Annotated in this window: 37 protein-coding genes; 33 read left to right on the forward strand and 4 right to left on the reverse strand. The window is 56.2% G+C overall.

What is annotated here, in order from left to right:
* From PQU95_RS12885 to rplQ, 30 genes are all read left to right on the forward strand, one after another.
* Window positions 1–711: EF-Tu C-terminal domain-related protein (locus PQU95_RS12885; RefSeq protein WP_272752405.1), on the forward strand; the 711-nt coding region annotated here is incomplete at its 5' end.
* A 20-nt stretch (window positions 712–731) separates the two neighbouring features.
* Window positions 732–1,043, forward strand: coding sequence for a 30S ribosomal protein S10 (gene rpsJ / locus PQU95_RS12890; RefSeq protein ID WP_017507377.1), 312 nt, complete (start codon window positions 732–734; stop codon window positions 1,041–1,043).
* A gap of 143 nt (window positions 1,044–1,186) precedes the next feature.
* Window positions 1,187–1,831: a 50S ribosomal protein L3 gene (rplC, locus tag PQU95_RS12895; RefSeq protein WP_020480219.1), complete on the forward strand. Its 645-nt coding sequence runs from the start codon at window positions 1,187–1,189 to the stop codon at window positions 1,829–1,831.
* Window positions 1,831–2,451 (forward strand): 50S ribosomal protein L4, encoded by a 621-nt coding sequence (rplD, locus tag PQU95_RS12900; protein ID WP_017507375.1) that lies wholly within the window; start codon window positions 1,831–1,833, stop codon window positions 2,449–2,451. Before rplC ends, rplD begins: the two co-directional genes overlap by 1 nt.
* Window positions 2,448–2,756 carry a 50S ribosomal protein L23 gene (gene rplW / locus PQU95_RS12905; protein ID WP_017507374.1) on the forward strand — a complete coding sequence of 103 codons (309 nt, stop codon included), beginning with the start codon at window positions 2,448–2,450 and terminating at the stop codon, window positions 2,754–2,756. The genes rplD and rplW overlap by 4 nt, the downstream gene beginning before the upstream one ends.
* Before the next feature lie 11 nt (window positions 2,757–2,767).
* Complete coding sequence (rplB, locus tag PQU95_RS12910) at window positions 2,768–3,595, forward strand: 50S ribosomal protein L2 (protein ID WP_017507373.1); 828 nt, start codon at window positions 2,768–2,770, stop codon at window positions 3,593–3,595.
* Window positions 3,596–3,609: 14 nt separating this feature from the next.
* Window positions 3,610–3,888 (forward strand): 30S ribosomal protein S19, encoded by a 279-nt coding sequence (rpsS, locus tag PQU95_RS12915; RefSeq protein WP_017507372.1) that lies wholly within the window; start codon window positions 3,610–3,612, stop codon window positions 3,886–3,888.
* Between the two features lie 9 nt (window positions 3,889–3,897).
* Entirely contained in the window at window positions 3,898–4,227 is a 330-nt protein-coding gene (gene rplV, locus PQU95_RS12920; protein ID WP_017507371.1) for a 50S ribosomal protein L22, read from the forward strand.
* Between the two features lie 10 nt (window positions 4,228–4,237).
* The gene (gene rpsC, locus PQU95_RS12925; protein WP_017507370.1) at window positions 4,238–4,942 is read left to right on the forward strand and encodes a 30S ribosomal protein S3; all 705 of its coding nucleotides are present in this window, start codon (window positions 4,238–4,240) and stop codon (window positions 4,940–4,942) included.
* The gene (gene rplP / locus PQU95_RS12930; protein WP_017507369.1) at window positions 4,926–5,342 is read left to right on the forward strand and encodes a 50S ribosomal protein L16; all 417 of its coding nucleotides are present in this window, start codon (window positions 4,926–4,928) and stop codon (window positions 5,340–5,342) included. Before rpsC ends, rplP begins: the two co-directional genes overlap by 17 nt.
* Window positions 5,342–5,530 (forward strand): 50S ribosomal protein L29, encoded by a 189-nt coding sequence (gene rpmC / locus PQU95_RS12935; protein WP_017507368.1) that lies wholly within the window; start codon window positions 5,342–5,344, stop codon window positions 5,528–5,530. The genes rplP and rpmC overlap by 1 nt, the downstream gene beginning before the upstream one ends.
* 1 nt (window position 5,531) lies before the next feature.
* On the forward strand, window positions 5,532–5,795 hold the full coding sequence (gene rpsQ, locus PQU95_RS12940) for a 30S ribosomal protein S17 (RefSeq protein ID WP_017507367.1): 264 nt from the start codon (window positions 5,532–5,534) through the stop codon (window positions 5,793–5,795).
* 170 nt (window positions 5,796–5,965) lie between these two features.
* Complete coding sequence (rplN, locus tag PQU95_RS12945) at window positions 5,966–6,334, forward strand: 50S ribosomal protein L14 (RefSeq protein WP_017507366.1); 369 nt, start codon at window positions 5,966–5,968, stop codon at window positions 6,332–6,334.
* 11 nt (window positions 6,335–6,345) lie between these two features.
* Window positions 6,346–6,660 (forward strand): 50S ribosomal protein L24, encoded by a 315-nt coding sequence (gene rplX / locus PQU95_RS12950; RefSeq protein WP_017507365.1) that lies wholly within the window; start codon window positions 6,346–6,348, stop codon window positions 6,658–6,660.
* A gap of 9 nt (window positions 6,661–6,669) precedes the next feature.
* Window positions 6,670–7,209 (forward strand): 50S ribosomal protein L5, encoded by a 540-nt coding sequence (rplE, locus tag PQU95_RS12955; RefSeq protein WP_017507364.1) that lies wholly within the window; start codon window positions 6,670–6,672, stop codon window positions 7,207–7,209.
* Window positions 7,210–7,213: 4 nt separating this feature from the next.
* Window positions 7,214–7,519 (forward strand): 30S ribosomal protein S14, encoded by a 306-nt coding sequence (rpsN, locus tag PQU95_RS12960; protein ID WP_026107680.1) that lies wholly within the window; start codon window positions 7,214–7,216, stop codon window positions 7,517–7,519.
* Window positions 7,520–7,532: 13 nt separating this feature from the next.
* Window positions 7,533–7,928, forward strand: coding sequence for a 30S ribosomal protein S8 (gene rpsH / locus PQU95_RS12965; RefSeq protein ID WP_026107679.1), 396 nt, complete (start codon window positions 7,533–7,535; stop codon window positions 7,926–7,928).
* A 12-nt stretch (window positions 7,929–7,940) separates the two neighbouring features.
* Window positions 7,941–8,474 carry a 50S ribosomal protein L6 gene (gene rplF / locus PQU95_RS12970; protein WP_017507361.1) on the forward strand — a complete coding sequence of 178 codons (534 nt, stop codon included), beginning with the start codon at window positions 7,941–7,943 and terminating at the stop codon, window positions 8,472–8,474.
* A 13-nt stretch (window positions 8,475–8,487) separates the two neighbouring features.
* Window positions 8,488–8,841: a 50S ribosomal protein L18 gene (rplR, locus tag PQU95_RS12975; protein ID WP_017507360.1), complete on the forward strand. Its 354-nt coding sequence runs from the start codon at window positions 8,488–8,490 to the stop codon at window positions 8,839–8,841.
* Between the two features lie 12 nt (window positions 8,842–8,853).
* Complete coding sequence (rpsE, locus tag PQU95_RS12980; RefSeq protein ID WP_017507359.1) at window positions 8,854–9,372, forward strand: 30S ribosomal protein S5; 519 nt, start codon at window positions 8,854–8,856, stop codon at window positions 9,370–9,372.
* On the forward strand, window positions 9,365–9,550 hold the full coding sequence (rpmD, locus tag PQU95_RS12985; RefSeq protein ID WP_017507358.1) for a 50S ribosomal protein L30: 186 nt from the start codon (window positions 9,365–9,367) through the stop codon (window positions 9,548–9,550). The genes rpsE and rpmD overlap by 8 nt, the downstream gene beginning before the upstream one ends.
* Before the next feature lie 3 nt (window positions 9,551–9,553).
* A complete protein-coding gene (gene rplO, locus PQU95_RS12990; protein WP_147686571.1) occupies window positions 9,554–9,988 on the forward strand; it encodes a 50S ribosomal protein L15 in 435 nt (144 codons plus the stop codon).
* 10 nt (window positions 9,989–9,998) lie between these two features.
* On the forward strand, window positions 9,999–11,315 hold the full coding sequence (secY, locus tag PQU95_RS12995; RefSeq protein ID WP_272752406.1) for a preprotein translocase subunit SecY: 1,317 nt from the start codon (window positions 9,999–10,001) through the stop codon (window positions 11,313–11,315).
* Window positions 11,316–11,335: 20 nt separating this feature from the next.
* A complete protein-coding gene (gene infA / locus PQU95_RS13000; RefSeq protein WP_017507355.1) occupies window positions 11,336–11,554 on the forward strand; it encodes a translation initiation factor IF-1 in 219 nt (72 codons plus the stop codon).
* Between the two features lie 35 nt (window positions 11,555–11,589).
* The gene (gene rpmJ, locus PQU95_RS13005) at window positions 11,590–11,703 is read left to right on the forward strand and encodes a 50S ribosomal protein L36 (RefSeq protein ID WP_011137711.1); all 114 of its coding nucleotides are present in this window, start codon (window positions 11,590–11,592) and stop codon (window positions 11,701–11,703) included.
* A gap of 68 nt (window positions 11,704–11,771) precedes the next feature.
* Window positions 11,772–12,134, forward strand: a complete 363-nt coding sequence (rpsM, locus tag PQU95_RS13010) for a 30S ribosomal protein S13 (protein ID WP_017507354.1) — start codon at window positions 11,772–11,774, stop codon at window positions 12,132–12,134.
* 18 nt (window positions 12,135–12,152) lie between these two features.
* A complete protein-coding gene (gene rpsK / locus PQU95_RS13015; RefSeq protein WP_017507353.1) occupies window positions 12,153–12,548 on the forward strand; it encodes a 30S ribosomal protein S11 in 396 nt (131 codons plus the stop codon).
* Between the two features lie 18 nt (window positions 12,549–12,566).
* A complete protein-coding gene (rpsD, locus tag PQU95_RS13020) occupies window positions 12,567–13,187 on the forward strand; it encodes a 30S ribosomal protein S4 (protein WP_147686575.1) in 621 nt (206 codons plus the stop codon).
* A gap of 23 nt (window positions 13,188–13,210) precedes the next feature.
* On the forward strand, window positions 13,211–14,194 hold the full coding sequence (locus tag PQU95_RS13025) for a DNA-directed RNA polymerase subunit alpha (RefSeq protein ID WP_026107678.1): 984 nt from the start codon (window positions 13,211–13,213) through the stop codon (window positions 14,192–14,194).
* Between the two features lie 23 nt (window positions 14,195–14,217).
* Window positions 14,218–14,610, forward strand: a complete 393-nt coding sequence (rplQ, locus tag PQU95_RS13030) for a 50S ribosomal protein L17 (RefSeq protein ID WP_026107677.1) — start codon at window positions 14,218–14,220, stop codon at window positions 14,608–14,610.
* Between the two features lie 44 nt (window positions 14,611–14,654).
* Here the strand turns inward: rplQ and PQU95_RS13035 are convergent, their stop codons facing one another.
* Window positions 14,655–16,046 carry an aminotransferase-like domain-containing protein gene (locus PQU95_RS13035; protein WP_272752407.1) on the reverse strand — a complete coding sequence of 464 codons (1,392 nt, stop codon included), beginning with the start codon at window positions 16,044–16,046 and terminating at the stop codon, window positions 14,655–14,657.
* Between the two features lie 124 nt (window positions 16,047–16,170).
* Here PQU95_RS13035 and aptA point away from each other — a divergent pair, with 124 nt between their 5' ends.
* From aptA to PQU95_RS13050, 3 genes are all read left to right on the forward strand, one after another.
* Window positions 16,171–17,487, forward strand: a complete 1,317-nt coding sequence (gene aptA, locus PQU95_RS13040; protein WP_272752408.1) for an omega-aminotransferase AptA — start codon at window positions 16,171–16,173, stop codon at window positions 17,485–17,487.
* A 66-nt stretch (window positions 17,488–17,553) separates the two neighbouring features.
* Entirely contained in the window at window positions 17,554–19,041 is a 1,488-nt protein-coding gene (locus PQU95_RS13045) for a CoA-acylating methylmalonate-semialdehyde dehydrogenase (RefSeq protein ID WP_272752409.1), read from the forward strand.
* A gap of 173 nt (window positions 19,042–19,214) precedes the next feature.
* On the forward strand, window positions 19,215–20,855 hold the full coding sequence (locus PQU95_RS13050) for a methyl-accepting chemotaxis protein (protein ID WP_272752410.1): 1,641 nt from the start codon (window positions 19,215–19,217) through the stop codon (window positions 20,853–20,855).
* Between the two features lie 226 nt (window positions 20,856–21,081).
* Here the strand turns inward: PQU95_RS13050 and PQU95_RS13055 are convergent, their stop codons facing one another.
* The 3 genes from PQU95_RS13055 to PQU95_RS13065 all read right to left on the reverse strand — a co-directional run bounded on the left by PQU95_RS13055 (window position 21,082) and on the right by PQU95_RS13065 (window position 24,022).
* Entirely contained in the window at window positions 21,082–21,378 is a 297-nt protein-coding gene (locus PQU95_RS13055; protein ID WP_272752411.1) for a putative quinol monooxygenase, read from the reverse strand.
* Between the two features lie 279 nt (window positions 21,379–21,657).
* A complete protein-coding gene (gene lnt, locus PQU95_RS13060; protein WP_272752412.1) occupies window positions 21,658–23,184 on the reverse strand; it encodes an apolipoprotein N-acyltransferase in 1,527 nt (508 codons plus the stop codon).
* A gap of 1 nt (window position 23,185) precedes the next feature.
* Entirely contained in the window at window positions 23,186–24,022 is an 837-nt protein-coding gene (locus PQU95_RS13065) for a CorC family transporter (RefSeq protein WP_017507343.1), read from the reverse strand.
* Window positions 24,023–24,024: the final 2 nt, after the last annotated feature.

Genomic DNA, 24,024 nt, shown 5'->3' on the forward strand with positions numbered 1-24,024 from the left:
TACGACTTCCCAGGCGATGACACCCCGATCGTTACCGGTTCCGCTCGTCTGGCACTGGAAGGCGACCAATCCGAATACGGCGAACCAGCCATCTTCCGTCTGGCAGATGCCCTGGATTCCTACATCCCGACTCCAGAGCGTGCTATCGACAAGCCGTTCCTGCTGCCGATCGAAGACGTATTCTCCATCTCCGGCCGCGGCACCGTGGTTACCGGTCGTGTAGAGCGCGGTATCGTTAAAGTTGGTGAAGAACTGGAAATCGTTGGCCTGAAAGCCACCGTAAAAACCACCTGCACCGGCGTGGAAATGTTCCGCAAGCTGCTGGACCAGGGTCAGGCTGGTGACAACGTAGGCGTGCTGCTGCGTGGCACCAAGCGTGAAGACGTTGAGCGTGGTCAGGTTCTGTCCAAGCCGGGTTCCATCACTCCGCACACCAAGTTCTCTGCTTCCGTATACGTACTGAGCAAAGACGAAGGCGGCCGTCACACTCCGTTCTTCGCTAACTACCGCCCACAGTTCTACTTCCGTACTACTGACGTGACTGGTGCTGTTAGCCTGTCCGAAGGCGTGGAAATGGTTATGCCAGGTGATAACGTAGAAATCACCGTAGAACTGATCGCTCCGATCGCTATGGAAGATGGCCTGCGTTTCGCGATCCGTGAAGGTGGCCGTACTGTTGGCGCCGGCGTTGTTGCTAAAATCATCGCCTAATCGGACGCGGAGTTAATACCATGCAAAGCCAGAAAATCCGTATCCGTCTGAAAGCCTTTGATTACAATCTGATCGATCGCTCTGCTCAGGAAATCGTTGAAACCGCCAAGCGCACTGGTGCTGTTGTTAAAGGCCCGGTTCCGCTGCCGACCAAAATCGAGCGTTTCAACGTGCTGCGTTCCCCGCACGTGAACAAGACTTCCCGCGATCAGCTGGAAATCCGTACCCACCTGCGCCTGATGGACATCGTTGATCCGACTGATAAAACCGTTGATGCGCTGATGAAGCTGGACCTGCCAGCTGGCGTGGATGTGGAAATCAAGCTTCAGTAATTACGGATTTACAATGTTTGTTTGCTAAGTGCTTGCAAGCATTGATTTTTCTGTGATAAAGTCGCGGACTCATCATTTTGATGAGTCCGCTTTTCTTTGAGCAAGCCGGTCAATCGTAATCGGCGCCTGTAAAGGAAATAACCATGACTTTAGGTCTAGTCGGTCGCAAAGTCGGCATGACCCGCATTTTTGCTGAAGACGGCGCAACCGTCCCAGTAACTGTGCTGGATATGTCCGCAAACCGCGTATCGCAAATTAAAAACGCAGAAACCGATGGCTACGTAGCTGTCCAAGTTGCTGCAGGTGCCCGCAAGGCCAATCGTGTGACCAAGGCAGAAGCCGGTCACTTCGCTAAGGCCGGCATTGAAGCCGCTCGTACTATGCGTGAGTTCACCCTCACTGCAGAAGCACTGGCGTCGCTGAATGTTGGTGATGCGCTGTCCGTTGAAATCTTCACCGTTGGCCAACTGGTAGATGTTACCGGTACCTCCAAAGGTAAAGGCTTCTCTGGCGCCATCAAGCGTCACAACTTCTCGTCCAACCGTGCATCCCACGGTAACTCGGTTTCCCACAACTCCCCTGGCTCTATCGGTCAGGCGCAAGATCCGGGCCGTGTATTCCCGGGTAAGCGCATGGCAGGTCAGTACGGTAATGTGAAGAGCACTGTTCAGTGCTTGGAAGTCGTTCGTATCGACGTAGAGCGTCAACTGATTCTGGTAAAAGGCGCAGTGCCTGGTGCCAAGAACGGCGACGTAGTGGTGCGTCCTAGCGTGAAGGCAGGTGCATAATGGAATTGAAAGTGATCAATGCCCAGGGTCAGCAAGTAGACGCCCTGCAAGCTTCTGAAGCACTGTTTGCACGTGACTACAACGAAGCACTGGTACATCAGGTTGTTACTGCCTTCCTGGCTAACGCCCGTAGCGGTAACCGTGCGCAGTTGACTCGTGCCGAGGTTAAACACTCGACCAAGAAGCCTTTCCGCCAGAAAGGTACAGGCCGTGCTCGTGCCGGTATGACTTCCTCCCCGCTGTGGCGTGGTGGTGGCCGCACCTTCCCGAACAAGCCGGACGAAAACTTCACTCACAAAGTGAACCGTAAGCAATACCGTGCTGGTATGGCTACTATTCTGTCCCAGCTGGTTCGTGACGAACGCCTGATCATTGTTGATGAGCTGAATGTTGCTACGCCGAAGACCAAAGAGTTCGCCGCCAAGGTGAAAGCACTGGGTCTGGATCGTGCACTGATCATCACCAAAGAGCTGGATGAGAATCTGTATCTATCTTCCCGTAACCTGCCTAACGTGCTGGTAATTGAAGCTCAGCAAGCTGACCCGTTCAGCCTGGTACGCTTCAAGAAAGTGGTAATCACCCGTGATGCCGTGAAGCAACTCGAGGAGCAGTGGGTATGAACCAGGAACGTTTGCTGCAAGTAATCCTGGCGCCGATCGTGTCTGAAAAGAGCACACTGGTTGCCGAGAAAAACCAGCAGGTTGCTTTCCGCGTTGCTACCGATGCAACTAAGCCGGAAATCAAGGCTGCCGTTGAACTGCTGTTCAATGTCAAGGTTGAAGGTGTTTCCACTGTCAACGTTAAGGGCAAAACCAAGCGTTTTGGTCGCTTCGTTGGCCGCCGCAAGGACTGGAAAAAGGCGTATGTAAGCCTGGTTCCGGGTCAAGAACTTGACCTGACCGCCACCCCGGCCGTTGCGGAGTAAGGAGATAGAGCATGCCTCTCGTAAAAGTTAAACCGACTTCCGCAGGTCGTCGTGCCGTTGTCAAGGTCGTACATCCAGACCTGCACAAAGGTGCTCCGTTCGCTGCGCTGGTTGAAAAGAAAACTTCGACTGCTGGCCGTAATAACAACGGTCACATCACTACCCGTCACAAAGGTGGTGGCCACAAGAAGCACTACCGTATCGTAGACTTCCGTCGCAACAAAGATGCGATTCCGGCCAAGGTTGAGCGTATCGAATACGATCCGAACCGTACCGCGCACATCGCACTGCTGTGCTATGCCGACGGTGAGCGTCGTTACATCATCGCTCCGCGTGGTGTTAAGCCGGGTGCCGAGCTGATGTCCGGTGCTGAAGCTCCGATCAAAGCTGGTAATGCCCTGCCTATCCGCAACATTCCAGTTGGTACCACCATCCACTGCATCGAACTGCAGCCGGGTAAAGGTGCTCAGATCGCTCGTTCCGCTGGTTCTTCTGCCATGCTGCTGGCCCGCGAAGGCGTTTACGCCCAGCTGCGTCTGCGCTCCGGCGAGATCCGCAAGGTACACGTTGACTGCCGCGCTACTGTTGGCGAAGTTGGCAACGAAGAGCACAGCCTGCGTAAGATTGGTAAAGCCGGTGCAAACCGCTGGCGCGGTATTCGTCCGACCGTTCGTGGTACTGCCATGAACCCGGTGGATCACCCGCACGGTGGTGGTGAAGGCCGTACCGGTGAAGGTCGCGTGCCAGTAAGCCCATGGGGTACCCCAACTAAGGGCTTCCGTACCCGTCGCAACAAGCGTACCGACAATATGATCGTACGCCGTCGCTTTTCGAAATAAGGGGTAATTGACTTATGGCACGTTCGCTTAAAAAAGGCCCGTTCGTTGATCTCCACCTGCTGAAAAAAGTGGATGCGGTGCGTGCGACGAATGACAAGCGCCCGATCAAAACCTGGTCCCGTCGCTCGACCATTCTGCCGGACTTCATCGGTCTGACTATCGCCGTACACAACGGCCGCACTCACGTGCCGGTTTATGTGTCCGAGAACATGGTTGGTCACAAGCTTGGTGAATTCTCGCTGACTCGTACCTTCAAAGGCCATGCGGCTGATAAGAAGGCCAAGAAGAAATAAGGTGATGCGATGAAAGTTTCTGCACAACTGAATAATGCACGCCTTTCGGCACAGAAGTGCCGCTTGGTAGCAGATCTGATCCGCGGTCAATCCGTTGGTCAGGCACTGAACATTCTGACTTTCAGCCCGAAAAAGGGTGCTGCACTGATCAAGAAAGTACTGGAATCCGCTATTGCGAACGCTGAGCACAACGAAGGCGCGGATATCGATACTCTGAAAGTGACGAGCATCTATGTTGACAAGGGTCCTAGCCTCAAGCGCTTTACCGCACGTGCCAAAGGCCGTGGTAACCGCATCGAGAAGCAGACCTGCCACATCACGCTAAGTGTTGGCAACTAAGGGGTAAGCTATGGGTCAGAAGATTCATCCGACGGGTTTCCGTCTCGCAGTAACAAAAAACTGGGCTTCCAAGTGGTTTGCAAACTCGCACGATTTTGCAGGTCAGCTGAAGCAGGATATCGAAGTTCGTGAATTCCTGAAGAAGAAGCTCGCTCATGCTGCAGTTGGCCGCATCGTTATCGAGCGTCCAGCCAAGTCCGCCCGCATTACCATTCACAGCGCCCGTCCAGGTGTTGTAATCGGTAAAAAAGGTGAAGACATCGAAGTTCTGAAAAAAGAACTGCAGCGTCGCATGGGTGTTCCTGTGCATGTGAACATCGAAGAAGTTCGCAAGCCGGAAATCGATGCGCAGATCATTGCCGATGGTATCGCTTCCCAGCTGGAAAAGCGCGTTATGTTCCGTCGTGCCATGAAGCGTTCCATGCAAAATGCAATGCGCATGGGTGCTCAGGGCATCAAGATCATGAGCTCCGGCCGTCTGAACGGTATCGATATTGCCCGTAGCGAGTGGTATCGCGAAGGTCGTGTTCCGCTGCACACTCTGCGTGCAGACGTGGACTACGCTACTTCCGAAGCCCACACCACCTACGGTGTAATCGGTATCAAGGTATGGGTCTACAAGGGTGACATGAAGCCAGGTCAGGTTCAGGCAGCCCCGGTAGCACCTGAGAAGAAATCCAGAAAGGCAGGAGCTCGTAATGCTGCAGCCAACTAGACTCAAATACCGTAAACAGCACAAAGGTCGCAATACTGGTATTGCTACCCGTGGCAACAAGGTGAGCTTTGGTGACTTCGGTCTGAAAGCTCTGGGCCGTGGTCGTCTGACTGCTCGCCAGATTGAAGCTGCACGTCGTGCTATGACCCGTCACATCAAGCGTGGCGGTCGTATCTGGATCCGTGTATTCCCGGACAAGCCAATTACTTCCAAACCTGCCGAAGTTCGTATGGGTGGGGGTAAAGGTTCTCCTGAATACTACGTGGCAGAAATTCAGCCAGGTAAGATGCTGTACGAAATGGACGGCGTTGCTGAAGAACTGGCTCGTGAAGCGTTCCGTCTGGCTGCTGCCAAGCTGCCAATTCCGACGGTGTTTGTGACTAAACAGGTGGGCCAGTAATGAAAGCGACTGAACTGAGAGCCAAGAACGTTGATGAGCTCAAAGCCGAACTGCTCGGTCTTTTGAAAGCTCAGTTCGCACTGCGCATGCAACACGCAACCCAGCAGCTGGCTAAAAACAGCGAGCTGAAAAAAGTGCGTCGTGACATCGCGCGTGTCCGCACCGTTCTGAAAGAGAAGGCTGCATAATATGAGCGACACTAAAGTGGTTCGTACGCTGACTGGTAAAGTAGTCAGCGACAAAATGGATAAGACAGTAACTGTACTGGTTGAGCGCAAAGTAAAGCACCCAATCTACGGTAAAGTTATCCGTCGTTCCAAGAAGTTTCACGCCCATGATGAGAACAACGAGTTCCGCGCTGGTGACATCGTAGTCATCAGCGAGACTCGTCCGCTCTCGAAAACAAAAACTTGGGCTGTCACTGCACTGGTCGAGAAAGCTCGCCAAGTGTAATGCTTGCAGAGGGGGCAACCCCTCTGTATAATGGCTGTTTTCGGGGGTTCCTCCGAAATCATCCCTGACGGGGTCCAAGACTGGCCGCTAGACACGCCGCATTTTGCGGCGTTTCCTTCATGTTCGGAAGGAAAGAGGCGGAATTAAGTTGGATAGAAAGGTAATCAAACATGATTCAAATGCAGTCCATTTTGGATGTTGCAGACAACACTGGTGCGCGCTCTGTTATGTGCATCAAAGTGTTGGGCGGCTCCAAACGTCGCTATGCCGGCGTGGGTGACATTATCAAGGTGAGCATCAAGGATGCTGCTCCTCGTGGTCGTGTCAAGAAGGGTGATGTTTACAACGCTGTAGTGGTTCGCACTGCTAAAGGCGTACGTCGTCCTGATGGCTCTCTGATTAAATTTGACAGCAATGCGGCTGTTCTGCTCAACAACAAGCTTGAGCCGATCGGTACTCGTATCTTCGGGCCTGTTACGCGTGAACTGCGTACCGAGCGCTTCATGAAGATCGTGTCGCTGGCTCCTGAAGTGTTGTAAGGAGAGAACCCATGCGTAAGATTCGTAAAGGCGACGAAGTCGTCGTAATCACCGGCAAAGACAAAGGCAAACGTGGTGCTGTACTGCGCGTGCTCGAAGGCAAGGTATTGGTAGAAGGCATCAACCTGGTGAAAAAACACCAGAAGCCTAACCCGATCCGCGGTGTGGCTGGTGGTATTGTTGAGAAAACAATGCCTCTGGATGTTTCCAATGTCGCTATTTTCAACGCGGCTACCCAGAAAGCTGACCGTGTTGGCTTTAAGGTTCTTGATGACGGCAAAAAAGTACGTGTCTTCAAGTCCACTGGCGAAATCGTGGGCGCGTAAGGAGCAAAAATGGCACGTTTGTATGATTTCTACAAAAGCACCGTTGTTCCAGAGCTGATCAAACAATTCGGCTACAAGTCCGTTATGGAAGTGCCGCGCATTGAAAAGATCACCCTGAACATGGGTGTTGGCGAAGCGGTTGCTGACAAGAAAGTTATGGACCACGCGGTTGGCGATCTGGAAAAGATTGCTGGTCAGAAGCCAGTTGTTACTGCTGCTCGCAAGTCCATCGCTGGCTTTAAAATCCGTGATAACTACCCGGTAGGTTGCAAGGTAACTCTGCGTCGCGAACGCATGTACGAGTTCCTGGACCGCCTGGTAACTATCTCGTTGCCGCGCGTTCGTGACTTCCGTGGTGTTTCCGCCAAGTCGTTTGACGGCCGCGGTAACTACAACATGGGCGTTAAAGAACAGATCATTTTCCCGGAAATCGAGTACGACAAGATCGATGCTCTGCGTGGTATGAACATTACTATCACGACTTCCGCGAAAACTGACGAAGAAGCCCGCGCACTGCTGGCTGCGTTCAAATTCCCGTTTAAGGGCTAAGCACATGGCAACTCTTGCTCTGATTAATCGTGAAGAGAAGCGCGCGAAGCTCGTGGCTAAGTACGCCGGCAAGCGTGAACAGCTTCTCGCCATCATCAATAACCCGAATTTGTCTGAAGAAGAGCGCTTTGCTGCTCGTCTGAAGCTGCAGCAGCTGCCGCGTAATGCCAGCCCGGTACGTCAGCGTCGTCGCTGCGCACTGACTGGTCGTCCGCGTGGCGTTTTCCGCAAATTCGGTCTGGCTCGTAACAAACTCCGTGAAATCGCCATGAAAGGCGAAATCCCGGGTGTTGTTAAAGCCAGCTGGTAATAGGAGATACAGAATGAGCATGCAAGATCCTATTTCCGATATGCTGACTCGCATCCGTAACGGCCAGCGCGCTGCTAAAACCAACGTTTCGATGCCATCGTCGAAGCTGAAGGTAGCAATCGCTCAGGTTCTGAAGGATGAAGGCTACATCGAAAACTTCGCAGTAACCGAAGCTGATAAAAAGCCGGTTCTGGAAGTTGAGCTGAAGTACTACGTTGGCCGCCCGGTAATTGAGCGTATCGAACGCGTATCCCGTCCTGGCCTGCGTGTTTACAAAGGTTCCACCGAGATTCCGAAGGTACTGAACGGTTTGGGCGTTACCATCGTTTCGACTTCGCGTGGCGTAATGACTGATCGTAAAGCACGTGCTGCCGGTATCGGCGGTGAGTTGCTGTGCGTCGTGGCTTAATCGGAGGGTGTAATGTCTCGCGTAGCTAAAAACCCCGTGGTTATTCCTGCAGGCGTAGAAGTTAAGTTCGGCGCTGCTGAAGTAACCGTAAAGGGCGCGCTGGGCTCTTTGAGCACCCCGCTGTGTGCCGACGTTGACGTAAAACTGGTTGATAACCAACTGGTTTTTGCGGCCAACAATGACACCAAATTTGCCCGTTCGATGTCTGGCACTCTGCGTGCCCTGCTGAACAACATGGTTCTTGGTGTTAGCAAAGGCTTCGAGAAGAAACTGCAACTGGTAGGTGTAGGTTACCGTGCGCAAGCTCAAGGTGACGCTCTTAACCTGTCTCTCGGTTTCTCCCACCCGGTAGTTCACCAGATGCCAGCTGGCATCAAGTGCGAAACACCGACTCAGACCGAAATCCTGATCAAAGGTGCTGACAAACAGCGCGTTGGCCAGGTTGCTGCCGAAATCCGCGCATACCGTTCCCCAGAGCCATACAAAGGCAAAGGTGTTCGTTACGTTGATGAGGTTGTGGTTCTGAAAGAGACCAAGAAGAAGTAATTGAGGCACTGAAATGGACAAGAAACAGACTCGACTCCGCCGCGCACGCAAAACCCGTGCACGTATTGCGGAGCTCAAGATGGCTCGTCTGTGCGTATACCGCACTAATAGCCACATTTACGCTCAGGTCATTGACGAAACTGGCAGCCGTGTTCTGGCAAGTGCTTCCAGTCTTGAAGCTGATGTGCGCGCTAATCTTGCAAACGGTGGCAACGTTGCTGCAGCTGTTGTGGTTGGCAAAGCAATTGCCGAAAAAGCCAAAGCTGCTGGCGTAAGCCAAGTTGCATTCGATCGTTCCGGCTTCAAATACCATGGTCGCATCAAGGCCTTGGCAGACGCTGCCCGTGAAAACGGTCTTGTATTCTAATCGGAGTTAAGAATGGCTAAGCACGAGATCGAAGATCGTGGCGATGGTCTGATCGAGAAAATGATCGGCGTAAACCGTGTCACCAAAGTGGTGAAGGGTGGTCGTATCATGGCCTTCTCGGCTCTGACTGTCGTAGGTGATGGCGACGGTGGTATCGGCATGGGTAAGGGCCGTTCCAAAGAGGTTCCTGCTGCTGTACAAAAAGGCATGGAACAAGCACGTCGCAACATGATTAAAGTACCGCTGAAAAACGGTACCCTGCATCACGCAGTCGTAGGCAAGCACGGTGCTACCACCGTGTTCATGCAGCCGGCTAAAGAAGGTGCCGGTGTTAAAGCTGGCGGCCCGATGCGTGCTGTATTTGAAGCCCTGGGCGTGCACAACGTTTCGGCCAAAATCCACGGTTCCACCAACCCGTACAACGTGGTTCGTGCAACTCTGGACGGTCTGAGCAAGATCCACACTCCGGCTCAAATTGCAGCCAAGCGTGGTCTGACCGTAGAGCAGATTCTGGGGGCAGATCATGAGTGATATCAAAACCATCAAAGTGACTCTGGTTAAGAGCCTGATTGGTCGTATTGAATCGCACAAGGCTTGCGCACGTGGTCTCGGTCTGAAGAAAATCAATCAGACCGTTGAAGTTATCGACACTGCAGCTAACCGTGGCATGATCAACAAGATCAGCTACCTGGTTAAGAGCGAGGGCTGATAAATGTTGCTGAATACCATTAAGCCTGCCGCTGGTGCCAAACACGCCAAGCGTCGTGTAGGTCGTGGCATTGGTAGCGGCCTGGGTAAAACCGCTGGTCGTGGCCATAAGGGTCAGAAAAGCCGTGCAGGTGGCTTCCACAAAGTAGGCTTCGAAGGTGGTCAAATGCCACTGCAACGTCGCCTGCCGAAGCGTGGCTTCAAGTCCCTGACTGCTGGTGATGTGGCTGAAGTTCGCCTGTCCGAGCTGGCTTTGCTGCCAGTTGCCGAGGTGGATCTGCTGTCCCTGAAACAGGCTGGTCTGGTACCTGTGCAAGCACTGGGTGCCAAACTGATCCTGTCCGGCTCCGTTGATCGTGCATTTACCCTGCGTGGCGTTGCTGCTACCGCTGGTGCTAAAGCTGCGATCGAAGCTGCTGGTGGCAGTTTCGTAGAATAAGGCGCAATCCGTGGCGAATACTTCTCTAGTTGGAAACGCCAACAAGTTTGGTGATCTTAAGCGCCGTATCTTGTTTTTGGTCGGAGCTTTGATTGTTTACCGTATCGGTGCTCATGTGCCGGTGCCTGGTATCAATCCTGCAGAACTAGCGAAGTTGTTCCAGTCGTCGCAAACGGGCCTCCTGGACATGTTTAACATGTTCTCGGGAGGCGCCTTGCAGAGATTTACGGTGTTTGCCTTGGGCATTATGCCGTATATTTCTGCCTCTATCGTTCTTCAGCTTGCGTCGGAGATTGTTCCGGCACTTAAGCAGTTGAAGAAAGAGGGCGATGCGGGACGTCGCAAAATAACTCAGTACACACGTTATGCAACCTTGGCACTGGCTAGCTTCCAGAGCTTTGGTATCGCGGTAATGCTATTTAAACAGCCTGGTCTGGTGATCGTGCCGCAGCTGGAGTTCTATGTAACGACAGTTGTTTCGCTGGTAACCGGTACCATGTTCCTGATGTGGCTTGGTGAGCAGATCACGGAACGAGGCTTGGGTAATGGCATTTCCCTGATCATCTGCGCAGGTATTGCTGCCGGTGTGCCTGCTGCGATCGGTAAGACCCTGACGCTGACTAGCCAAGGTTCCCTGCCTATCCTGCTGGTGATCGCGCTGTTTGTTGCAGTGATCGCGGTAACCTATCTGGTTGTATTCGTGGAACGGGGCCAGCGTAAAGTTCTGGTTAACTACGCCAAGCGCCAAGTAGGCAACCGCGTTGTGCAGGGTCAGAGTACCCACATGCCGCTGAAGCTGAACATGGCCGGTGTAATTCCACCGATTTTTGCGTCCAGCATTATCCTGTTCCCGGCGACGGTGTTGGGTTGGTTCGGTAATACCGAAGGCCTTGGCGTGCTGAAGTCTATTGCAGACAAGCTTCATCCTGGCCAGCCGGTATACGTGTTGCTGTACGCTGCGGCAATCATTTTCTTCTGTTACTTCTACACCGCCTTGGTATTCAACCCCAAGGAAACGGCAGATAACCTGAAGAAGAGTGGGGCATTTATTCCCGGAATCCGCCCAGGCGAGCAGACTTCGCGGTATATCGAGAAGATCATTCTCCGCCTCACTTTGATTGGTGCGATCTACATCACACTTGTTTGCTTGATGCCCGAGTTCCTGATCCTTAGCTGGAACGTTCCATTCTACTTTGGCGGTACTTCTCTGCTGATCATGGTAGTTGTAACGATGGATTTCATGGCGCAAGTACAGTCGTATGTTCTTTCCCATCAGTACGAAGGCCTGCTCAAGAAAGCAAACTTCAAGAGTGGCGGTAATCGTTAAGGTAGACGGTAACTGGTTTTATGGCGAAAGAAGATACTATCCAGATGCAGGGTGAAGTCCTGGAAACGCTGCCAAACGCAACCTTCCGGGTCAAGCTCGAAAATGGACACGTTGTTCTGGGTTACATCTCTGGCAAAATGCGTATGCATTACATCCGCATTTTGCCGGGTGACAAGGTAACGGTGGAGATGACACCGTATGACCTGTCTCGTGCCCGTATCGTGTTCCGTGCGAAGTAATCGCACTTGCTCTTTTCAGATAGAAAGGAACTGAAATGCGTGTACAACCTTCGGTAAAGAAAATTTGCCGTAACTGCAAAATCATTCGTCGCAACCGTGTTGTTCGAGTGATCTGCACTGATCCGCGTCACAAACAAAAACAAGGCTAACATTTGTTAGCTTGGTTTTGTCGTGTTACAATCGCAACCTTTTCAAGCTTAAGGCTTAAGGAAAGAGAATGGCCCGTATTGCAGGGGTAAACATCCCCAATCATGCGCATGCCGTTATCGGCCTGCAGGCTATCTATGGCATTGGTGCTACCCGCGCTAAGCACATTTGTGCTTCCGCTGGTATCAATCCTTCTTCGAAAGTGAAGGATCTGACCGAAGCCGAGATGGAGTCTCTGCGTGTAGAAGTCGCCAAGTTCACCGTTGAAGGTGATCTGCGTCGTGAAATCACCATGAGCATCAAACGTCTGATGGACATGGGTTCCTATCGTGGCTTCCGTCATCGTCGTGGTCTGCCGTGCCGTGGTCAGCGCACTCGTACCAATGCTCGTACCCGCAAAGGTCCGCGCAAGGCTATCGCCGGTAAGAAGTAATTTTAAGGAACACAGATAATGGCTAAAGCAAACACAGCTGTCCGTGTACGCAAAAAAGTACGCAAGTCTGTTAGCGACGGTATCGTGCACGTGCACGCTTCCTTCAATAACACCATCATTACCATCACCGATCGTCAAGGAAATGCTTTGTCTTGGGCTACCTCCGGCGGTGCTGGCTTTAAAGGCTCGCGTAAAAGTACACCCTTTGCCGCTCAGGTAGCAGCAGAGCACGCTGGTAAAGTTGCCCAAGAATACGGCGTAAAAAACCTGGAAGTTCGCATCAAGGGTCCCGGTCCAGGCCGTGAGTCTTCCGTGCGCGCACTGAATGCTCTGGGTTTCAAAGTGACCAGCATCTCTGACGTGACGCCAGTCCCGCACAACGGCTGCCGTCCTCCCAAGAAACGTCGTATCTAATTTCGGAGAGTCTGAGAAATGGCACGTTATACCGGCCCTAAATGTAAGCTCGCTCGTCGCGAAGGGACTGACCTCTTCCTGAAGAGCGCTCGTCGTGCTCTGGATACCAAGTGCAAGCTGGATACTGCACCTGGTCAGCATGGCGCCAAGAACACCCGTCTGTCCGACTTCGGTGTTCAACTGCGTGAAAAACAAAAAGTACGTCGCATCTACGGCATTATGGAACGTCAGTTCCGTAAATACTTCGCCGAAGCTGCACGTCGCCAAGGCTCCACTGGTGAAAACCTGCTGAAGATCCTGGAAGCTCGTCTGGATAACGTTGTTTATCGCATGGGCTTCGGTTCCACTCGCGCAGAAGCTCGCCAACTGGTAAGCCACAAAGCGATCACCGTGAATGGCGCTCTCGTGAACATCCCTTCTTACCAGGTTAAAGCTGGTGATGTGGTTGCTGTTCGTGAGAAGTCCAAGAAGCAGGTTCGTATTCAAGAAGGTCTGGCTTTGGCTGAGCAGATTGGCTTCCCGGCATGGGTAGCTGTTGACACCAAAAAGATGGAAGGTGTCTTCAAAACTGCTCCTGAGCGTTCCGAGTTGTCTAGCGATATCAACGAACAACTCGTTGTGGAATTCTACTCCAAGTAATCGCTAGCTCTTAAGGAATGACTATGCAAAACAGCGCTTCGGAATTTCTGAAACCGCGACTGATCGATGTGCAGCCGGTTTCGGCTACACATGCTCGTGTGTCGATGGAGCCGTTCGAACGCGGCTATGCCCATACTCTGGGTAACGCCCTGCGTCGTATTCTGCTCTCTTCCATGCCGGGCTATGCTCCGACCGAAGTAACAATCGCTGGCGTTTTGCATGAGTATTCCGCTCTTGACGGTGTTCGGGAAGATGTCGTTGACATCCTCCTGAACCTGAAGGGCGTAGTGCTTAAGCTGCATGGTCGTGACAGCCTGATTCTTTCCTTGAAAAAGGAAGGTGAAGGTCCTGTCCTGGCTGGTGACATCGAACTGCCGCATGATGTAGAAGTGATCAATCCTGATCACGTAATCTGCTATCTGTCTGCTGGCGGTAAAATCGATATGGAAATCAAGGTTGAGAAAGGCCGTGGCTACCAGCCGGTAGCTGCCCGTATCAACCACGATGACAATCGTGCGATTGGCACCATCCAGCTTGATGCTTCCTTCTCCCCGGTGCGCCGCGTCAGCTTCAATGTTGAAAGCGCCCGTGTAGAACAACGTACCGACCTTGACCGTCTGGTACTGGACATCGAGACCAACGGTGTGATCGAGCCGGAAGAAGCGGTACGCCTGGCGGCCCGCATTCTGGTAGATCAGCTGTCGATCTTTGCAGACTTGCAAGGTACAGCAGTTGAGGAAGTCGTTGAGAAGGCGCCACCGATCGATCCGATCTTGTTGCGCCCGGTCGATGATCTCGAACTTACTGTTCGTTCCGCCAATTGTCTGAAGGCCGAGAACATTTACTACATCGGTGATCTGATTCAGCGTACGGAAACCGAGCTGCTGAAGACCCCGAACCTTGGTCGTAAGTCGCTGAACGAGATCAAGGAAGTTCTCGCTTCTAAAGGCCTGACACTCGGCATGAAGCTCGAAAACTGGCCTCCGGCTGGCCTCGAGAAGCCGTAAGTTTGGGATAAAAGGACACTACAATGCGTCATCGTAATAGCAATCGTAAACTGAACCGCACGAGCAGCCATCGCCTGGCGATGCTTCGCAACATGGCGAACTCGTTGCTCCGTCACGAAGTTATCGTGACTACCCTGCCGAAAGCAAAAGAACTGCGTCGCGTAGCCGAGCCGCTGATTACCCTGGGTAAGAAGCCTTCTCTGGCCAACCGTCGTCTGGCTTTCGACCGTACTCGTGACCGCGAAATGGTTGTAAAACTGTTTGACGTTCTGGGCCCGCGCTACGCTGCCCGTAACGGTGGTTATGTACGTATCCTGAAGTACGGCTTCCGTCAGGGCGACAACGCTCCGATGGCACTGGTAGAACTGGTAGACCGTCCGGAAGGTGAAGTGGTAGTAGAAGAAGCCGCCGAGTAATCGACAGCCTCTGTAGAAAAAGCCAGCGCTTGCGCTGGCTTTTTCTATTGTTGCGCGGTCAACCATTGCCAGAACCGGCTGTTATCCAGATACGCGGCATTGAAGCGGTAGTAGGGCGTACCGCTGCCATCGCTACTGAAAAGATCGCCTGGCGCCAGATAGATCTGCTGCTGCCGCGCGCTTTCCTGATCGATGGATACACCCTGTGGCGGCCTGGCCCAGATGAACATGCTTTTACTATTGGGCTGGAATACCTGCCAGCCCAGCTGTTCGAAGTGTGCCACCGCCTTGCTGGTGCTCTGAGCGATGCGCTCTATCAACCGGCTATTCTGTTTTTTGTATTTGCTATCGCTTGCCAGCTCGTAGGCCAGCCGTTCGGTATGGGTAGACGAGGTCAATGCGGCCAACATTTTGGCGCGTGTGAGTGCGGCTTGCCAGCGCGCGGGTGCTAGCAGATAGCCCACTCTCAGCGCCGGGCTTAGCGCCTTGCTGAAGCTGCCGATGTGCATCACCTGACGCAGGCCGTCCATCGCCGCAAGGCTGGGCCCGGCTTGGGCCAGCAGGTCGGCAGAGACATTATCTTCTACCAGCAACACATCGTACTGCTGTGCCAATCGCAGTACACCGTGTGCGATGTGTGGTGCATAGCTGGCGCCTGTGGGGTTGTGTAGCCAGGGATTGGTAAAAAATACCCGCGGCCGGTGTTGCTGCATCAGTTGTTCCAGCAGTTGCAGGTCAGGCCCGTTGGGCGTCCAGTTAACCGGTAGCAGCTGGCATCCCCTGAAACGCAGCGCTGATAGCAGGTTGCAATAGCCTGGGTTGTCGATCAGTACGGCGCTACCATCCAGCCGCAGGGTGCTGCACACGATATCCAGCGCGTGCGTGGCACCCTGAGTGAGCAGGATCTCCTCTGCGTGACAGCTGATGCCCTGCAGGCCCAGTTTTTCGGCCAGAAACTCGCGTAGCAACAACAAGCCTTGCGGGTGGCCATAGGTCATTCCGGTGACCTGCTCGCGTGCAATCTTGCGAAGGGCGCGTACCTGGGCCTGATCGTCGTACCAGCTGGCGGGTAGCCAGCCGCAGCCTGCCAGAATGCCCTGCTGTTCCCCTTGATAGATCCCGCTAAGCAGCCAGTCACCATCCAGCGGCAGATCGCTGAGCTGTTTGCGCACCGCCTGGCTGGGGCTTTGTTGTTTGCGCTGTGCGTAAAAGCCGGAGCCCGCTCTGGAGAGTAGCCAGCCTTCCTGTACCAGCCTGTCGTAGGCTTCGCTTACCGTGAACGGGCTGGCGCCAATATCTTTGGCAATGGCACGGATGGATGGCAGCTTGCTGCCTGGTGTCAGGCGCCCCTCGCGGATGGCTTGCTGGATGCCGCGTACCAGCTGTTCTACCTTGGTGCGCTGGCTGGGGTCCAGGAAGCTTTGATAGCGGTTCATGACTGTACCTATTTTTTTACCAGTACGGTTTGGTGTATTTGCATGCTAACTGTACCTGTAACTGTACTGGTTTGGCACCTACATTTAGGTCATCAGGCTGCAATTAGGCAGAGGAGACACCGCAATGAACCCCCAAGCAATGGACGCTTTCTGGATGCCGTTTACGGCAAACCGCCACTTCAAGGCCAACCCGCGCATGCTGGTCAGCGCAGATGGTATGTACTATCAGGACGACGCAGGTCGTAGCATTCTGGACGGCTGCGCCGGGCTGTGGTGTGTCAATGCCGGCCACAATCGCAAGCCTATCGTAGAGGCCATCCAGCGCCAGGCGGCTACGCTAGACTACGCACCGCCGTTCCAGATGGGCCACCCCAAGGCATTCGAGGCTGCTGAGCGGCTGGCCGAGATGGCCCCGGCCGGGCTGGATAAAGTGTTCTTTGTGAACTCGGGCTCCGAGGCGGCCGATACCGCCTTGAAAATGGCCATTGCTTACCATCGTGTGCGTGGCGATGCCGGCCGTGTGAAGCTGGTTGGCCGCGAGCGCGGCTACCACGGTGTGAACTTTGGTGGCATCTCGGTAGGTGGCATTGCCGGCAATCGCAAGCTGTTCCCGGTGGCCCTGCCGGCTACCGACCATATCCGCTCTACGCACGACCTGGCGCGTAACGCCTTTACCCGCGGCGAGCCGGAGTTCGGTGCCGAGTTTGCCGACGAGCTGGAAGCGCGCATCACCACGCTGCACGACCCGTCTACCATTGCGGCCGTGATCGTGGAGCCCATGGCCGGTTCTACCGGCGTACTGATTCCACCCAAAGGCTACCTGAAGCGCCTGCGCGAGATTTGCGACAAGTACGGCATCCTGCTGATTTTTGATGAAGTCATCACCGGCTTTGGCCGCCTGGGGGCCGACTGGGCTGCCAACAAGTTCGATGTGCTGCCGGACATCATCACCTGCGCCAAAGGCTTGTCCAACGGCGTGGTGCCGATGGGCGCGCTGATCGTCAAGCCGGCCATCCACGATGCCTTCATGGCGGCTGCCGCCGAGCGAGCCATCGAGTTCCCGCATGGCTACACCTATTCGGCCCACCCGCTGGCCTGCGCTGCCTCGGTAGCCACGCTGGATCTGTACCGCGACGAAGGCTTGTTCCAGCGCGCGGCCAACCTGGCGCCGCGCTTCGAAGAAAAAGCCCACGCGCTGCGCGGCACCCGCCATATCAAGGACATCCGTAACCTGGGCCTGGTGGCCGGTATCGAGCTGGATAGCCGCCCGGGTGCGCCAGGTGCACGCGGCATGGATGTGTTCCTGAAATGCTGGGAAAAAGGCGTACTGGTGCGCTTTACCGGTGACATCATCGCCGTGTCGCCACCGCTGATCATCAGCGAAGCCGAGATCGACCGCCTGTTTGCCACCATCGGCGAAGCCATTCACGAAGCCGACTAATCCCCGGCACGCTGCGGCCAACGTTGGCCGCAGTAGCCTGATACTGACATTGATAAAGCTGACACCATGAAAACCATTCCACACCTGATTGCTGGCGAGCTGCATGCAGGCCAGGGCAGCCGCTTTGCCGACGTTTACAACCCGGCGCTGGGCGAAGTCATTGCCCGCGTCCCTTTGGCCAGCGACGACGATATCAACGCCGCTGTGGCGGCCGCCCGTCGTGCCTTTCCGGCCTGGGCCGAGACCTCGCCACTGAAACGCGCCCGCGTGATGTTCAAGTTCAAAGCCCTGCTGGAAGACAATGCGCAAAAGCTGGCCGAGATCATTTCGCAAGAGCACGGCAAGGTGGTATCGGACGCCATGGGCGAAGTGACCCGTGGCCTGGAAGTTGTCGAGTTTGCCTGCGGTATTCCGCAGTTGCTGAAGGGCGAGTTCACCGAGCAGGTCGGTAGCGGTATCGACAGCCACAGCCTGCGCCAGCCGCTGGGTGTGGTCGCCGGTATCACCCCGTTCAACTTCCCGGCCATGGTGCCGCTGTGGATGATTCCGGTGGCGTTGGCTTGCGGTAACACCTTTATCCTGAAGCCGTCCGAGCGCGACCCGTCCGCCGCCATGTTCCTGGCCAAGCTGCTCAAGCAAGCCGGCCTGCCCGACGGTGTGTTCAACGTACTACACGGCGACAAGCAGGCGGTAGACGGCCTGTTGACTCACCCGGACGTACAGGCCATCAGTTTTGTCGGCTCCACGCCTATCGCCCAGTACATCTACGAAACCGGTGCCCGTCACGGCAAGCGCGTGCAGGCGCTGGGCGGTGCCAAGAACCACATGGTAGTGATGCCGGATGCCGACCTGGACGGTACGGTAGAAGCGCTGATCGGTGCCGCTTATGGCTCGGCAGGCGAGCGCTGCATGGCCATTTCGGTGGCGCTGGCGGTAGGTGATATTGCCGACGCGCTGGTAGAGAAGCTGGCCGCACGCGCCCGCCAGCTGAAGATCGGCGTGGGCAACGACGCCGCCGCCGAAATGGGCCCGCTGGTGACCCGTGTGCACCAGCAGAAAGTAGCGGGCTATATCGACCAGGGCGTAGACGAAGGCGCCAAACTGGTGGTGGATGGCCGTGGCTACCGCCACACCGGCTACGAAAACGGCTTCTTCCTGGGCCCTAGCCTGTTCGATAACGTCACCCCCGAGATGACCATCTACCGCGAAGAAATCTTCGGCCCGGTGCTGTCCATCGTGCGCGTGCCGGATTTCGACACCGCGGTGCAGCTGATCAACAGCCACCAGTACGCCAACGGCACCAGCATCTTTACCCGCTCCGGCGCCGCCGCGCGCGAGTTTGGCCACCGTATCCAGGTGGGCATGGTGGGCGTGAACGTGCCCATCCCGGTGCCGATGGCTTTCCACAGCTTTGGCGGCTGGAAAGCATCGCTGTTTGGCGACCACCACATGCATGGCCCGGAAGGCGTGCGCTTCTACACGCGCATGAAAACCATCACCACGCGCTGGCCAGACAAGCTCACCGCCGAGTTTGTCATGCCCACCATGAAGTAATGCTCTGTCCACGATAGGGGGATAACCCTTGTATCGCAGCTTCAACCCGGCTTTGGCCGGGTTTTTTTTGTTTAAGACAATGACAAACTGTGCGATGCGGCTTAAATTACTTGATACAAATGTGTCGCACAAAGCGGCCTGATTTAATAAAAATGCTTCACAGGAGTGATGGAATGCAAAAAAACGCTGGTTTGTCGCTGAAGCGCAGGTTGCAGCTTCAGGTAGTGCTGGTGACAGTAATTCTCTGTGTGCTGGGTGTATTGTCGCTGATGCACGAACGCGCCACCATGCTGCAAGACCGTCAGGTCAAAGTGCGCAACCTGGTGGAATCCGCCATGACCGTGGTAAAAGCCTACGAAGACAAGGCCAGCAGCGGCGCGTTGAGCGAAACCGAAGCCAAGAAGCAGGCGGCCTCGGTGCTGAACGCCATGCGTTACGACGAACGCGAGTACTTTTTTGCCTTTGATCGCGAGTGGAACTGGGTAGCCCATGGTGCGAAGGCCGCCATGATAGGCAAAAACCTGAACAGCGTGAAAGACGCCGCTGGCGTGCCACTGAAGCCGCTGTTCGAGCAAGCACTGCAAAGCGGTGGCGGCAAAGGCCTGGCTGCCTACGTGTGGGACAAGCCGGGCTTTGATACCCCGCAGGACAAGATTTCCTATATCGCCACCACGGCCGGCTGGGGCTGGGTGCTGGGCACGGGCATCTATCTGGACGACGTGCAAGCCGGCTTCATGCAGCAGGCTTATGCTTTGATTATTGAAGTATTGCTGGCAGTGGCGCTGGTGGTAACGGTGGGCTACCTGATTCGCCGTAGCGTGATGCAACAGCTGGGCGGTGACCCGGCGCTGACACGCGACGTAGTGCACCGCATCGCCCAGGGCGACCTGAACGTGCAGGTACCGTTGGCCGCCGGTGACAAAGACAGCCTGCTGGCTGCCGTTGCCGATATGCAAAAGCACCTGCGCGAGCTGGTGGGCGGCATTGCCGGTAGCAGCAGTACCTTGTCCGGCATGGCCGGCAATATTGCCGGTAGCGCTGCCGCCGTGGCCAGCAGCTCGGGCCAGCAAAGCCACGCTGCCACCGAAATGGCAGCGTCCATCGAGCAGCTTACCGCCAGCATCAAACAGATTGCCGAGCTGGCCGAGCATGCCCGTACCGTATCGGCCAGCTCCGGCCAGCTGTCCAACCAGGGCGGTGAGGTGATTGCCAGCGCCGTCAGCGAAATGCAGCGCATCAATAGCGCGGTCGATCAGGCGGCTGGCACCATTGGCGACCTGGTGAGCAAGACGCAAACCATCTCCACCATCATGCAGGTGATCAAGGACATTGCCGACCAGACCAACCTGCTGGCGCTGAATGCCGCTATCGAGGCCGCGCGCGCCGGCGAAATGGGCCGTGGCTTTGCCGTGGTGGCCGACGAGGTGCGCAAGCTGTCCGAGCGTACTGCCGCCGCCACGCAGGAAATCGCCGGCATGATCAACGAGATTCAGGCGGGCTCCGAAGCCTCGCGCAGCAATATGGAAGAAGCGGTCAACCGCGTGAAAGCCGGCCTGGCGCTGGCCGAACAGGGCGGCGAGGCCATCCACCAGATCCGCGACAGTGCCAACGGCGTGGTGGGGGTGGTGAAAGACATCTCGCAGGCGCTGGCCGAGCAAGGCCACGCCAGCGAAGAGATCACCCGCAATGTGGAGCAAATTGCCCAGGCTGCCGCCAGCAACGCCGCCGCCTCCGGCCAGTCGTCGCAGGCCATTGGCGAGCTGAACGAGCTGACCCAGCGCCTGCGCAGCATGGTGTCGCGTTTTCAGGTGTAAGTTTTAGCCTGCATTGATTAACTGGCGTGTGTAGGTACGTGTCCTGCCCGCCACGGCAGATAAAAGGTTGGCCGCATTCCTGTCACAGGGCATGCGGCCAACCTTTTATCTTGATTTGTCAAACCGTGCCGGCAGGGACACCCTGCTGGGCCCGGTTTTTCGCGCATTGCCGCCGCTTGCCAGGCGCCGCTACATAACAATAGCGTTAACAGGCACTGATGCCGGACTAGGCTTGGATTGCAGTCATTTTGATCACCCGTGCAGGACCTGCCCGGAAAGTAGGGCTAAGGGCATCGGCAGCAATCATATGCGCGGTGACATCGTGTGCATCAAGCGCACTTTGAGTAGCCCATTTTTCAAGCAGCACAAATCTATTTTCGTCAGCAGCATCCGAGAATAGCGTGTACTGCAAACACCCCGGCTCGGCGTCAACTAATGGCTTAAGTTTCCTGTACAGATCAAGCTGGGCATCGCGTTGCCTGGGGATCACTTCAATCATGACGACTAGGCTCACTGCTTCCATGGCTCATCCTTGGGCTGTCGGTTTGTCTCCAGCTAGCAATGCTACGCACGTAGCTGATGGATCCTTATGGAAGCATGCGGTGATTTATCCATGCAATATTGATATCAGTTTGGCTTGGAAATAATGCACTAGTCGTGAGCAGCGTGGACAACGCCCGCGTGGCGTCACCCACCCGCTGCCGTGATGATGTGGGTATCAGCCACCTGCACCTGCACGTGCCCGATGGCCAAGCTCTGCGTGTCAGCAAGCAGGTGGGCAGTGGCGTTGCCCACCGTGTTTTTACGCGGTTGCGTGGCCGTTGCGTTGCGCCGCACGGCGGTGCCATAGCCCCCAGCCACCGGCAACTAGCAGCAGCGCGGCGCATAGCAGCAGAACCGGCGCGTTGCCGTGGCGCATATACGGTGTCAGGCCGCTATGGCCCTGTACCGTGGCCAGCAGCGTCTGGCGCGTGTCCGGCGCGGCAGCGGCGATCAGCTCGCCGCGGTGGTCGATGGCAGCAGTCATGCCGGTATTGGTGGCGCGCAGCATGGGGCGGCCGGTTTCCAGCGCCCGCGCCTGCGACAGCTGCAGGTGCTGGCTCATGGCGTTGCTTTTACCAAACCACGCCAGGTTGCTGACGTTGGCCAGCACGGTCGCGTTGGCTGCCGGGCCGATCAGCTCTTCGCCAAAGCCGTCTTCGTAGCAGATATTGAACGCAACCTTTTGCTGGCCGATGGTCAACGGCGGCTGCGCCGCACCGCCGGGGGTAAAGCCGGACAGCGGCATGCGCAGAAACTGGTAGATCCAGCTGGTGATGGCGGGCAGCGGGATGAATTCGCCAAACGGTACCAGGTGGTTTTTCGCGTAGTAGTCCTGCGTGGGCTGGTTCAGTGCGATAACGGCGTTCAGGTAGCCACGGCCATCCGGCGTGCGGCGCGGGATGCCGGCGACCAGTGCGGTCTTTTTACGGTCGGCTACGCCGTTGATCATGGTGAGGTAGCCGGAGGGCAGGTCGTCCAGGAAGACGGGTAGCGCGGTTTCCGGTAGCAGGGTCAGCTCGGCCTGCGGCGCTTGCACCACCATGCGGTAGTAGGTGGCCAGGGTAAAGTCGAAGGTGGCCGGGTCCCATTTCAGCGCCTGCGGGATATTGCCCTGCAGTAGAGCCACGCGCAGTGGGGCGCCGGCAGGCGTGGTCCAGCTTTGTTGCTGTAGCCAGCCGCTGCCGCCCCACAGCGCCAGCAGCAAGCCGCCCAGAGCCGCGCGCCTGGCAATATGCAGGCTGGCCTGCGGCAGCAGCGCCAGCACGCCGGCGCTTAGCGCTACCGCCAGGGTAACGGCGTGGATGCCGCCTACCGGTGCCAGGCCGGCGAGCGGGCTTTCGGTAATCTGGCTATAGCCGATGGCGCCCCAGGGGAAGCCGGTAAATACCCAGCTGCGCAGCCATTCGCCCAGTGTCCACGCCGCGGGGAACACCACCAGCCAGCGCACGGCAGGTAGATGGTGCATGCGGGCGGCCAGCCAGGCGGCCAGGCCGGGGTAGAGCGCCAGGTACATGGGCAGCAGCAGGGTCATGCCGCCAGCCAGCAGCGAGGGCATGCCGCCAATATCGTGCAGGCTGATGTAGATCCAGTAGAACTGGCTGGTGTAGGCGGCTACGCCCCACACCCAGGCCAGGCCAAAGGCGCGCTGCGGCCAACGTTGTACCAGCAGGATCAGCGCCGCCAGCGCCAGCAGGGCCACCCAGTACAGGCGGTAGGGGGCAAAGGCCAGTACGGTGCTGGCCCCGGCCAGCGCGGCCAGCAGCAGGGTGAGTGCGTGACGCAGCATGTCAGCTAGGCTTGGCGGCGCGCCGCTCTACCAGCAGGGCGTGCAGGCGGCGGCTGTCGGCGCGGATCACGGTAAAGTGCCAGTCGTCCAGCTGCAGACCCTCGCCACGGGTGGGCACGTAGCCCAGGTTGGCCATCACCAGGCCGCCGACGGTGTCGACTTCGTCGTCGGGCAGGGTGCTGTCGAAGAAGGTGTTGAAGTCGTCGATGGCGGTGGTGGCGCGTACGCGGTAGCGCCCGCCGCGCACCGGCACGATATCGTCTTCTTGTTCTTCCAGGTCGTGCTCGTCGTCGATCTCGCCCACGATTTCTTCCAGCACGTCTTCGATGGTCACCAGGCCGGACACGCCGCCGTATTCATCCACCACGATGGCCATATGCGTTTTGCTGGCGCGAAAGTCGCGCAGCAGCGCATTGAGCGGTTTGCTTTCCGGCACGAACACCACCGGGCGCAGGACCTTTTTCACGTCGAAGGCGTCGGGCTGGTGAAAGTAGTGCAGCAGGTCTTTGGCCAGCAGGATGCCTTTGATGTCGTCCTTGTCGTCGCCGATCACCGGAAAGCGCGAATGCCCGGTTTCGATGAGCTGCGGCAGCCATTTCTCGATGCTGTCTTCCAGCTTCAGTACGGTAATCTGGCTGCGCTGCACCATCACGTCGCGCACGCTTTGCTCCGAGAACGACAGCACGCCTTCGATCATGGACAGCGCCTCGGCGTCCATCAGGTTGCGCTCGAAGGCGGCGTGCAGCTGCTCGCGCAGCTCTTCGCGGTCTTCCGGCTCGTGGGTAAAGCGGTTTAGCAGGCGGTCAAACCAACTGGCGGGTTTACTGGGGTCGTCCATAG

It is taken from the genome of Vogesella aquatica (assembly GCF_028548455.1).
Taxonomy (GTDB): domain Bacteria; phylum Pseudomonadota; class Gammaproteobacteria; order Burkholderiales; family Chromobacteriaceae; genus Vogesella; species Vogesella aquatica.

What these genes read in the sequence shown, in the direction of transcription:
- rplO (WP_147686571.1), top strand. Translation starts at nt 9,554, where the DNA reads ATGTTGCTGAATACCATTAAGCCTGCCGCTGGTGCCAAACACGCCAAG.
- rpsK (WP_017507353.1), top strand. Translation starts at nt 12,153, where the DNA reads ATGGCTAAAGCAAACACAGCTGTCCGTGTACGCAAAAAAGTACGCAAG.
- rplD (WP_017507375.1), top strand. Translation starts at nt 1,831, where the DNA reads ATGGAATTGAAAGTGATCAATGCCCAGGGTCAGCAAGTAGACGCCCTG.
- rpsQ (WP_017507367.1), top strand. Translation starts at nt 5,532, where the DNA reads ATGAGCGACACTAAAGTGGTTCGTACGCTGACTGGTAAAGTAGTCAGC.
- PQU95_RS13065 (WP_017507343.1), bottom strand. Translation starts at nt 24,022, where the DNA reads ATGGACGACCCCAGTAAACCCGCCAGTTGGTTTGACCGCCTGCTAAAC.
- PQU95_RS13025 (WP_026107678.1), top strand. Translation starts at nt 13,211, where the DNA reads ATGCAAAACAGCGCTTCGGAATTTCTGAAACCGCGACTGATCGATGTG.
- rpsN (WP_026107680.1), top strand. Translation starts at nt 7,214, where the DNA reads ATGGCAACTCTTGCTCTGATTAATCGTGAAGAGAAGCGCGCGAAGCTC.
- rpmJ (WP_011137711.1), top strand. Translation starts at nt 11,590, where the DNA reads ATGCGTGTACAACCTTCGGTAAAGAAAATTTGCCGTAACTGCAAAATC.
- rplF (WP_017507361.1), top strand. Translation starts at nt 7,941, where the DNA reads ATGTCTCGCGTAGCTAAAAACCCCGTGGTTATTCCTGCAGGCGTAGAA.
- rplV (WP_017507371.1), top strand. Translation starts at nt 3,898, where the DNA reads ATGAAAGTTTCTGCACAACTGAATAATGCACGCCTTTCGGCACAGAAG.
- rplB (WP_017507373.1), top strand. Translation starts at nt 2,768, where the DNA reads ATGCCTCTCGTAAAAGTTAAACCGACTTCCGCAGGTCGTCGTGCCGTT.
- rpsM (WP_017507354.1), top strand. Translation starts at nt 11,772, where the DNA reads ATGGCCCGTATTGCAGGGGTAAACATCCCCAATCATGCGCATGCCGTT.
- rpmC (WP_017507368.1), top strand. Translation starts at nt 5,342, where the DNA reads ATGAAAGCGACTGAACTGAGAGCCAAGAACGTTGATGAGCTCAAAGCC.
- rplP (WP_017507369.1), top strand. Translation starts at nt 4,926, where the DNA reads ATGCTGCAGCCAACTAGACTCAAATACCGTAAACAGCACAAAGGTCGC.
- rpmD (WP_017507358.1), top strand. Translation starts at nt 9,365, where the DNA reads ATGAGTGATATCAAAACCATCAAAGTGACTCTGGTTAAGAGCCTGATT.
- PQU95_RS13045 (WP_272752409.1), top strand. Translation starts at nt 17,554, where the DNA reads ATGAAAACCATTCCACACCTGATTGCTGGCGAGCTGCATGCAGGCCAG.
- lnt (WP_272752412.1), bottom strand. Translation starts at nt 23,184, where the DNA reads ATGCTGCGTCACGCACTCACCCTGCTGCTGGCCGCGCTGGCCGGGGCC.
- rplX (WP_017507365.1), top strand. Translation starts at nt 6,346, where the DNA reads ATGCGTAAGATTCGTAAAGGCGACGAAGTCGTCGTAATCACCGGCAAA.
- rplC (WP_020480219.1), top strand. Translation starts at nt 1,187, where the DNA reads ATGACTTTAGGTCTAGTCGGTCGCAAAGTCGGCATGACCCGCATTTTT.
- PQU95_RS13035 (WP_272752407.1), bottom strand. Translation starts at nt 16,046, where the DNA reads ATGAACCGCTATCAAAGCTTCCTGGACCCCAGCCAGCGCACCAAGGTA.
- rplQ (WP_026107677.1), top strand. Translation starts at nt 14,218, where the DNA reads ATGCGTCATCGTAATAGCAATCGTAAACTGAACCGCACGAGCAGCCAT.
- rplN (WP_017507366.1), top strand. Translation starts at nt 5,966, where the DNA reads ATGATTCAAATGCAGTCCATTTTGGATGTTGCAGACAACACTGGTGCG.
- infA (WP_017507355.1), top strand. Translation starts at nt 11,336, where the DNA reads ATGGCGAAAGAAGATACTATCCAGATGCAGGGTGAAGTCCTGGAAACG.
- PQU95_RS13050 (WP_272752410.1), top strand. Translation starts at nt 19,215, where the DNA reads ATGCAAAAAAACGCTGGTTTGTCGCTGAAGCGCAGGTTGCAGCTTCAG.
- rplE (WP_017507364.1), top strand. Translation starts at nt 6,670, where the DNA reads ATGGCACGTTTGTATGATTTCTACAAAAGCACCGTTGTTCCAGAGCTG.
- rpsH (WP_026107679.1), top strand. Translation starts at nt 7,533, where the DNA reads ATGAGCATGCAAGATCCTATTTCCGATATGCTGACTCGCATCCGTAAC.
- rpsD (WP_147686575.1), top strand. Translation starts at nt 12,567, where the DNA reads ATGGCACGTTATACCGGCCCTAAATGTAAGCTCGCTCGTCGCGAAGGG.
- rplW (WP_017507374.1), top strand. Translation starts at nt 2,448, where the DNA reads ATGAACCAGGAACGTTTGCTGCAAGTAATCCTGGCGCCGATCGTGTCT.
- rpsJ (WP_017507377.1), top strand. Translation starts at nt 732, where the DNA reads ATGCAAAGCCAGAAAATCCGTATCCGTCTGAAAGCCTTTGATTACAAT.
- aptA (WP_272752408.1), top strand. Translation starts at nt 16,171, where the DNA reads ATGAACCCCCAAGCAATGGACGCTTTCTGGATGCCGTTTACGGCAAAC.
- rpsE (WP_017507359.1), top strand. Translation starts at nt 8,854, where the DNA reads ATGGCTAAGCACGAGATCGAAGATCGTGGCGATGGTCTGATCGAGAAA.
- rplR (WP_017507360.1), top strand. Translation starts at nt 8,488, where the DNA reads ATGGACAAGAAACAGACTCGACTCCGCCGCGCACGCAAAACCCGTGCA.
- rpsC (WP_017507370.1), top strand. Translation starts at nt 4,238, where the DNA reads ATGGGTCAGAAGATTCATCCGACGGGTTTCCGTCTCGCAGTAACAAAA.
- rpsS (WP_017507372.1), top strand. Translation starts at nt 3,610, where the DNA reads ATGGCACGTTCGCTTAAAAAAGGCCCGTTCGTTGATCTCCACCTGCTG.
- PQU95_RS13055 (WP_272752411.1), bottom strand. Translation starts at nt 21,378, where the DNA reads ATGGAAGCAGTGAGCCTAGTCGTCATGATTGAAGTGATCCCCAGGCAA.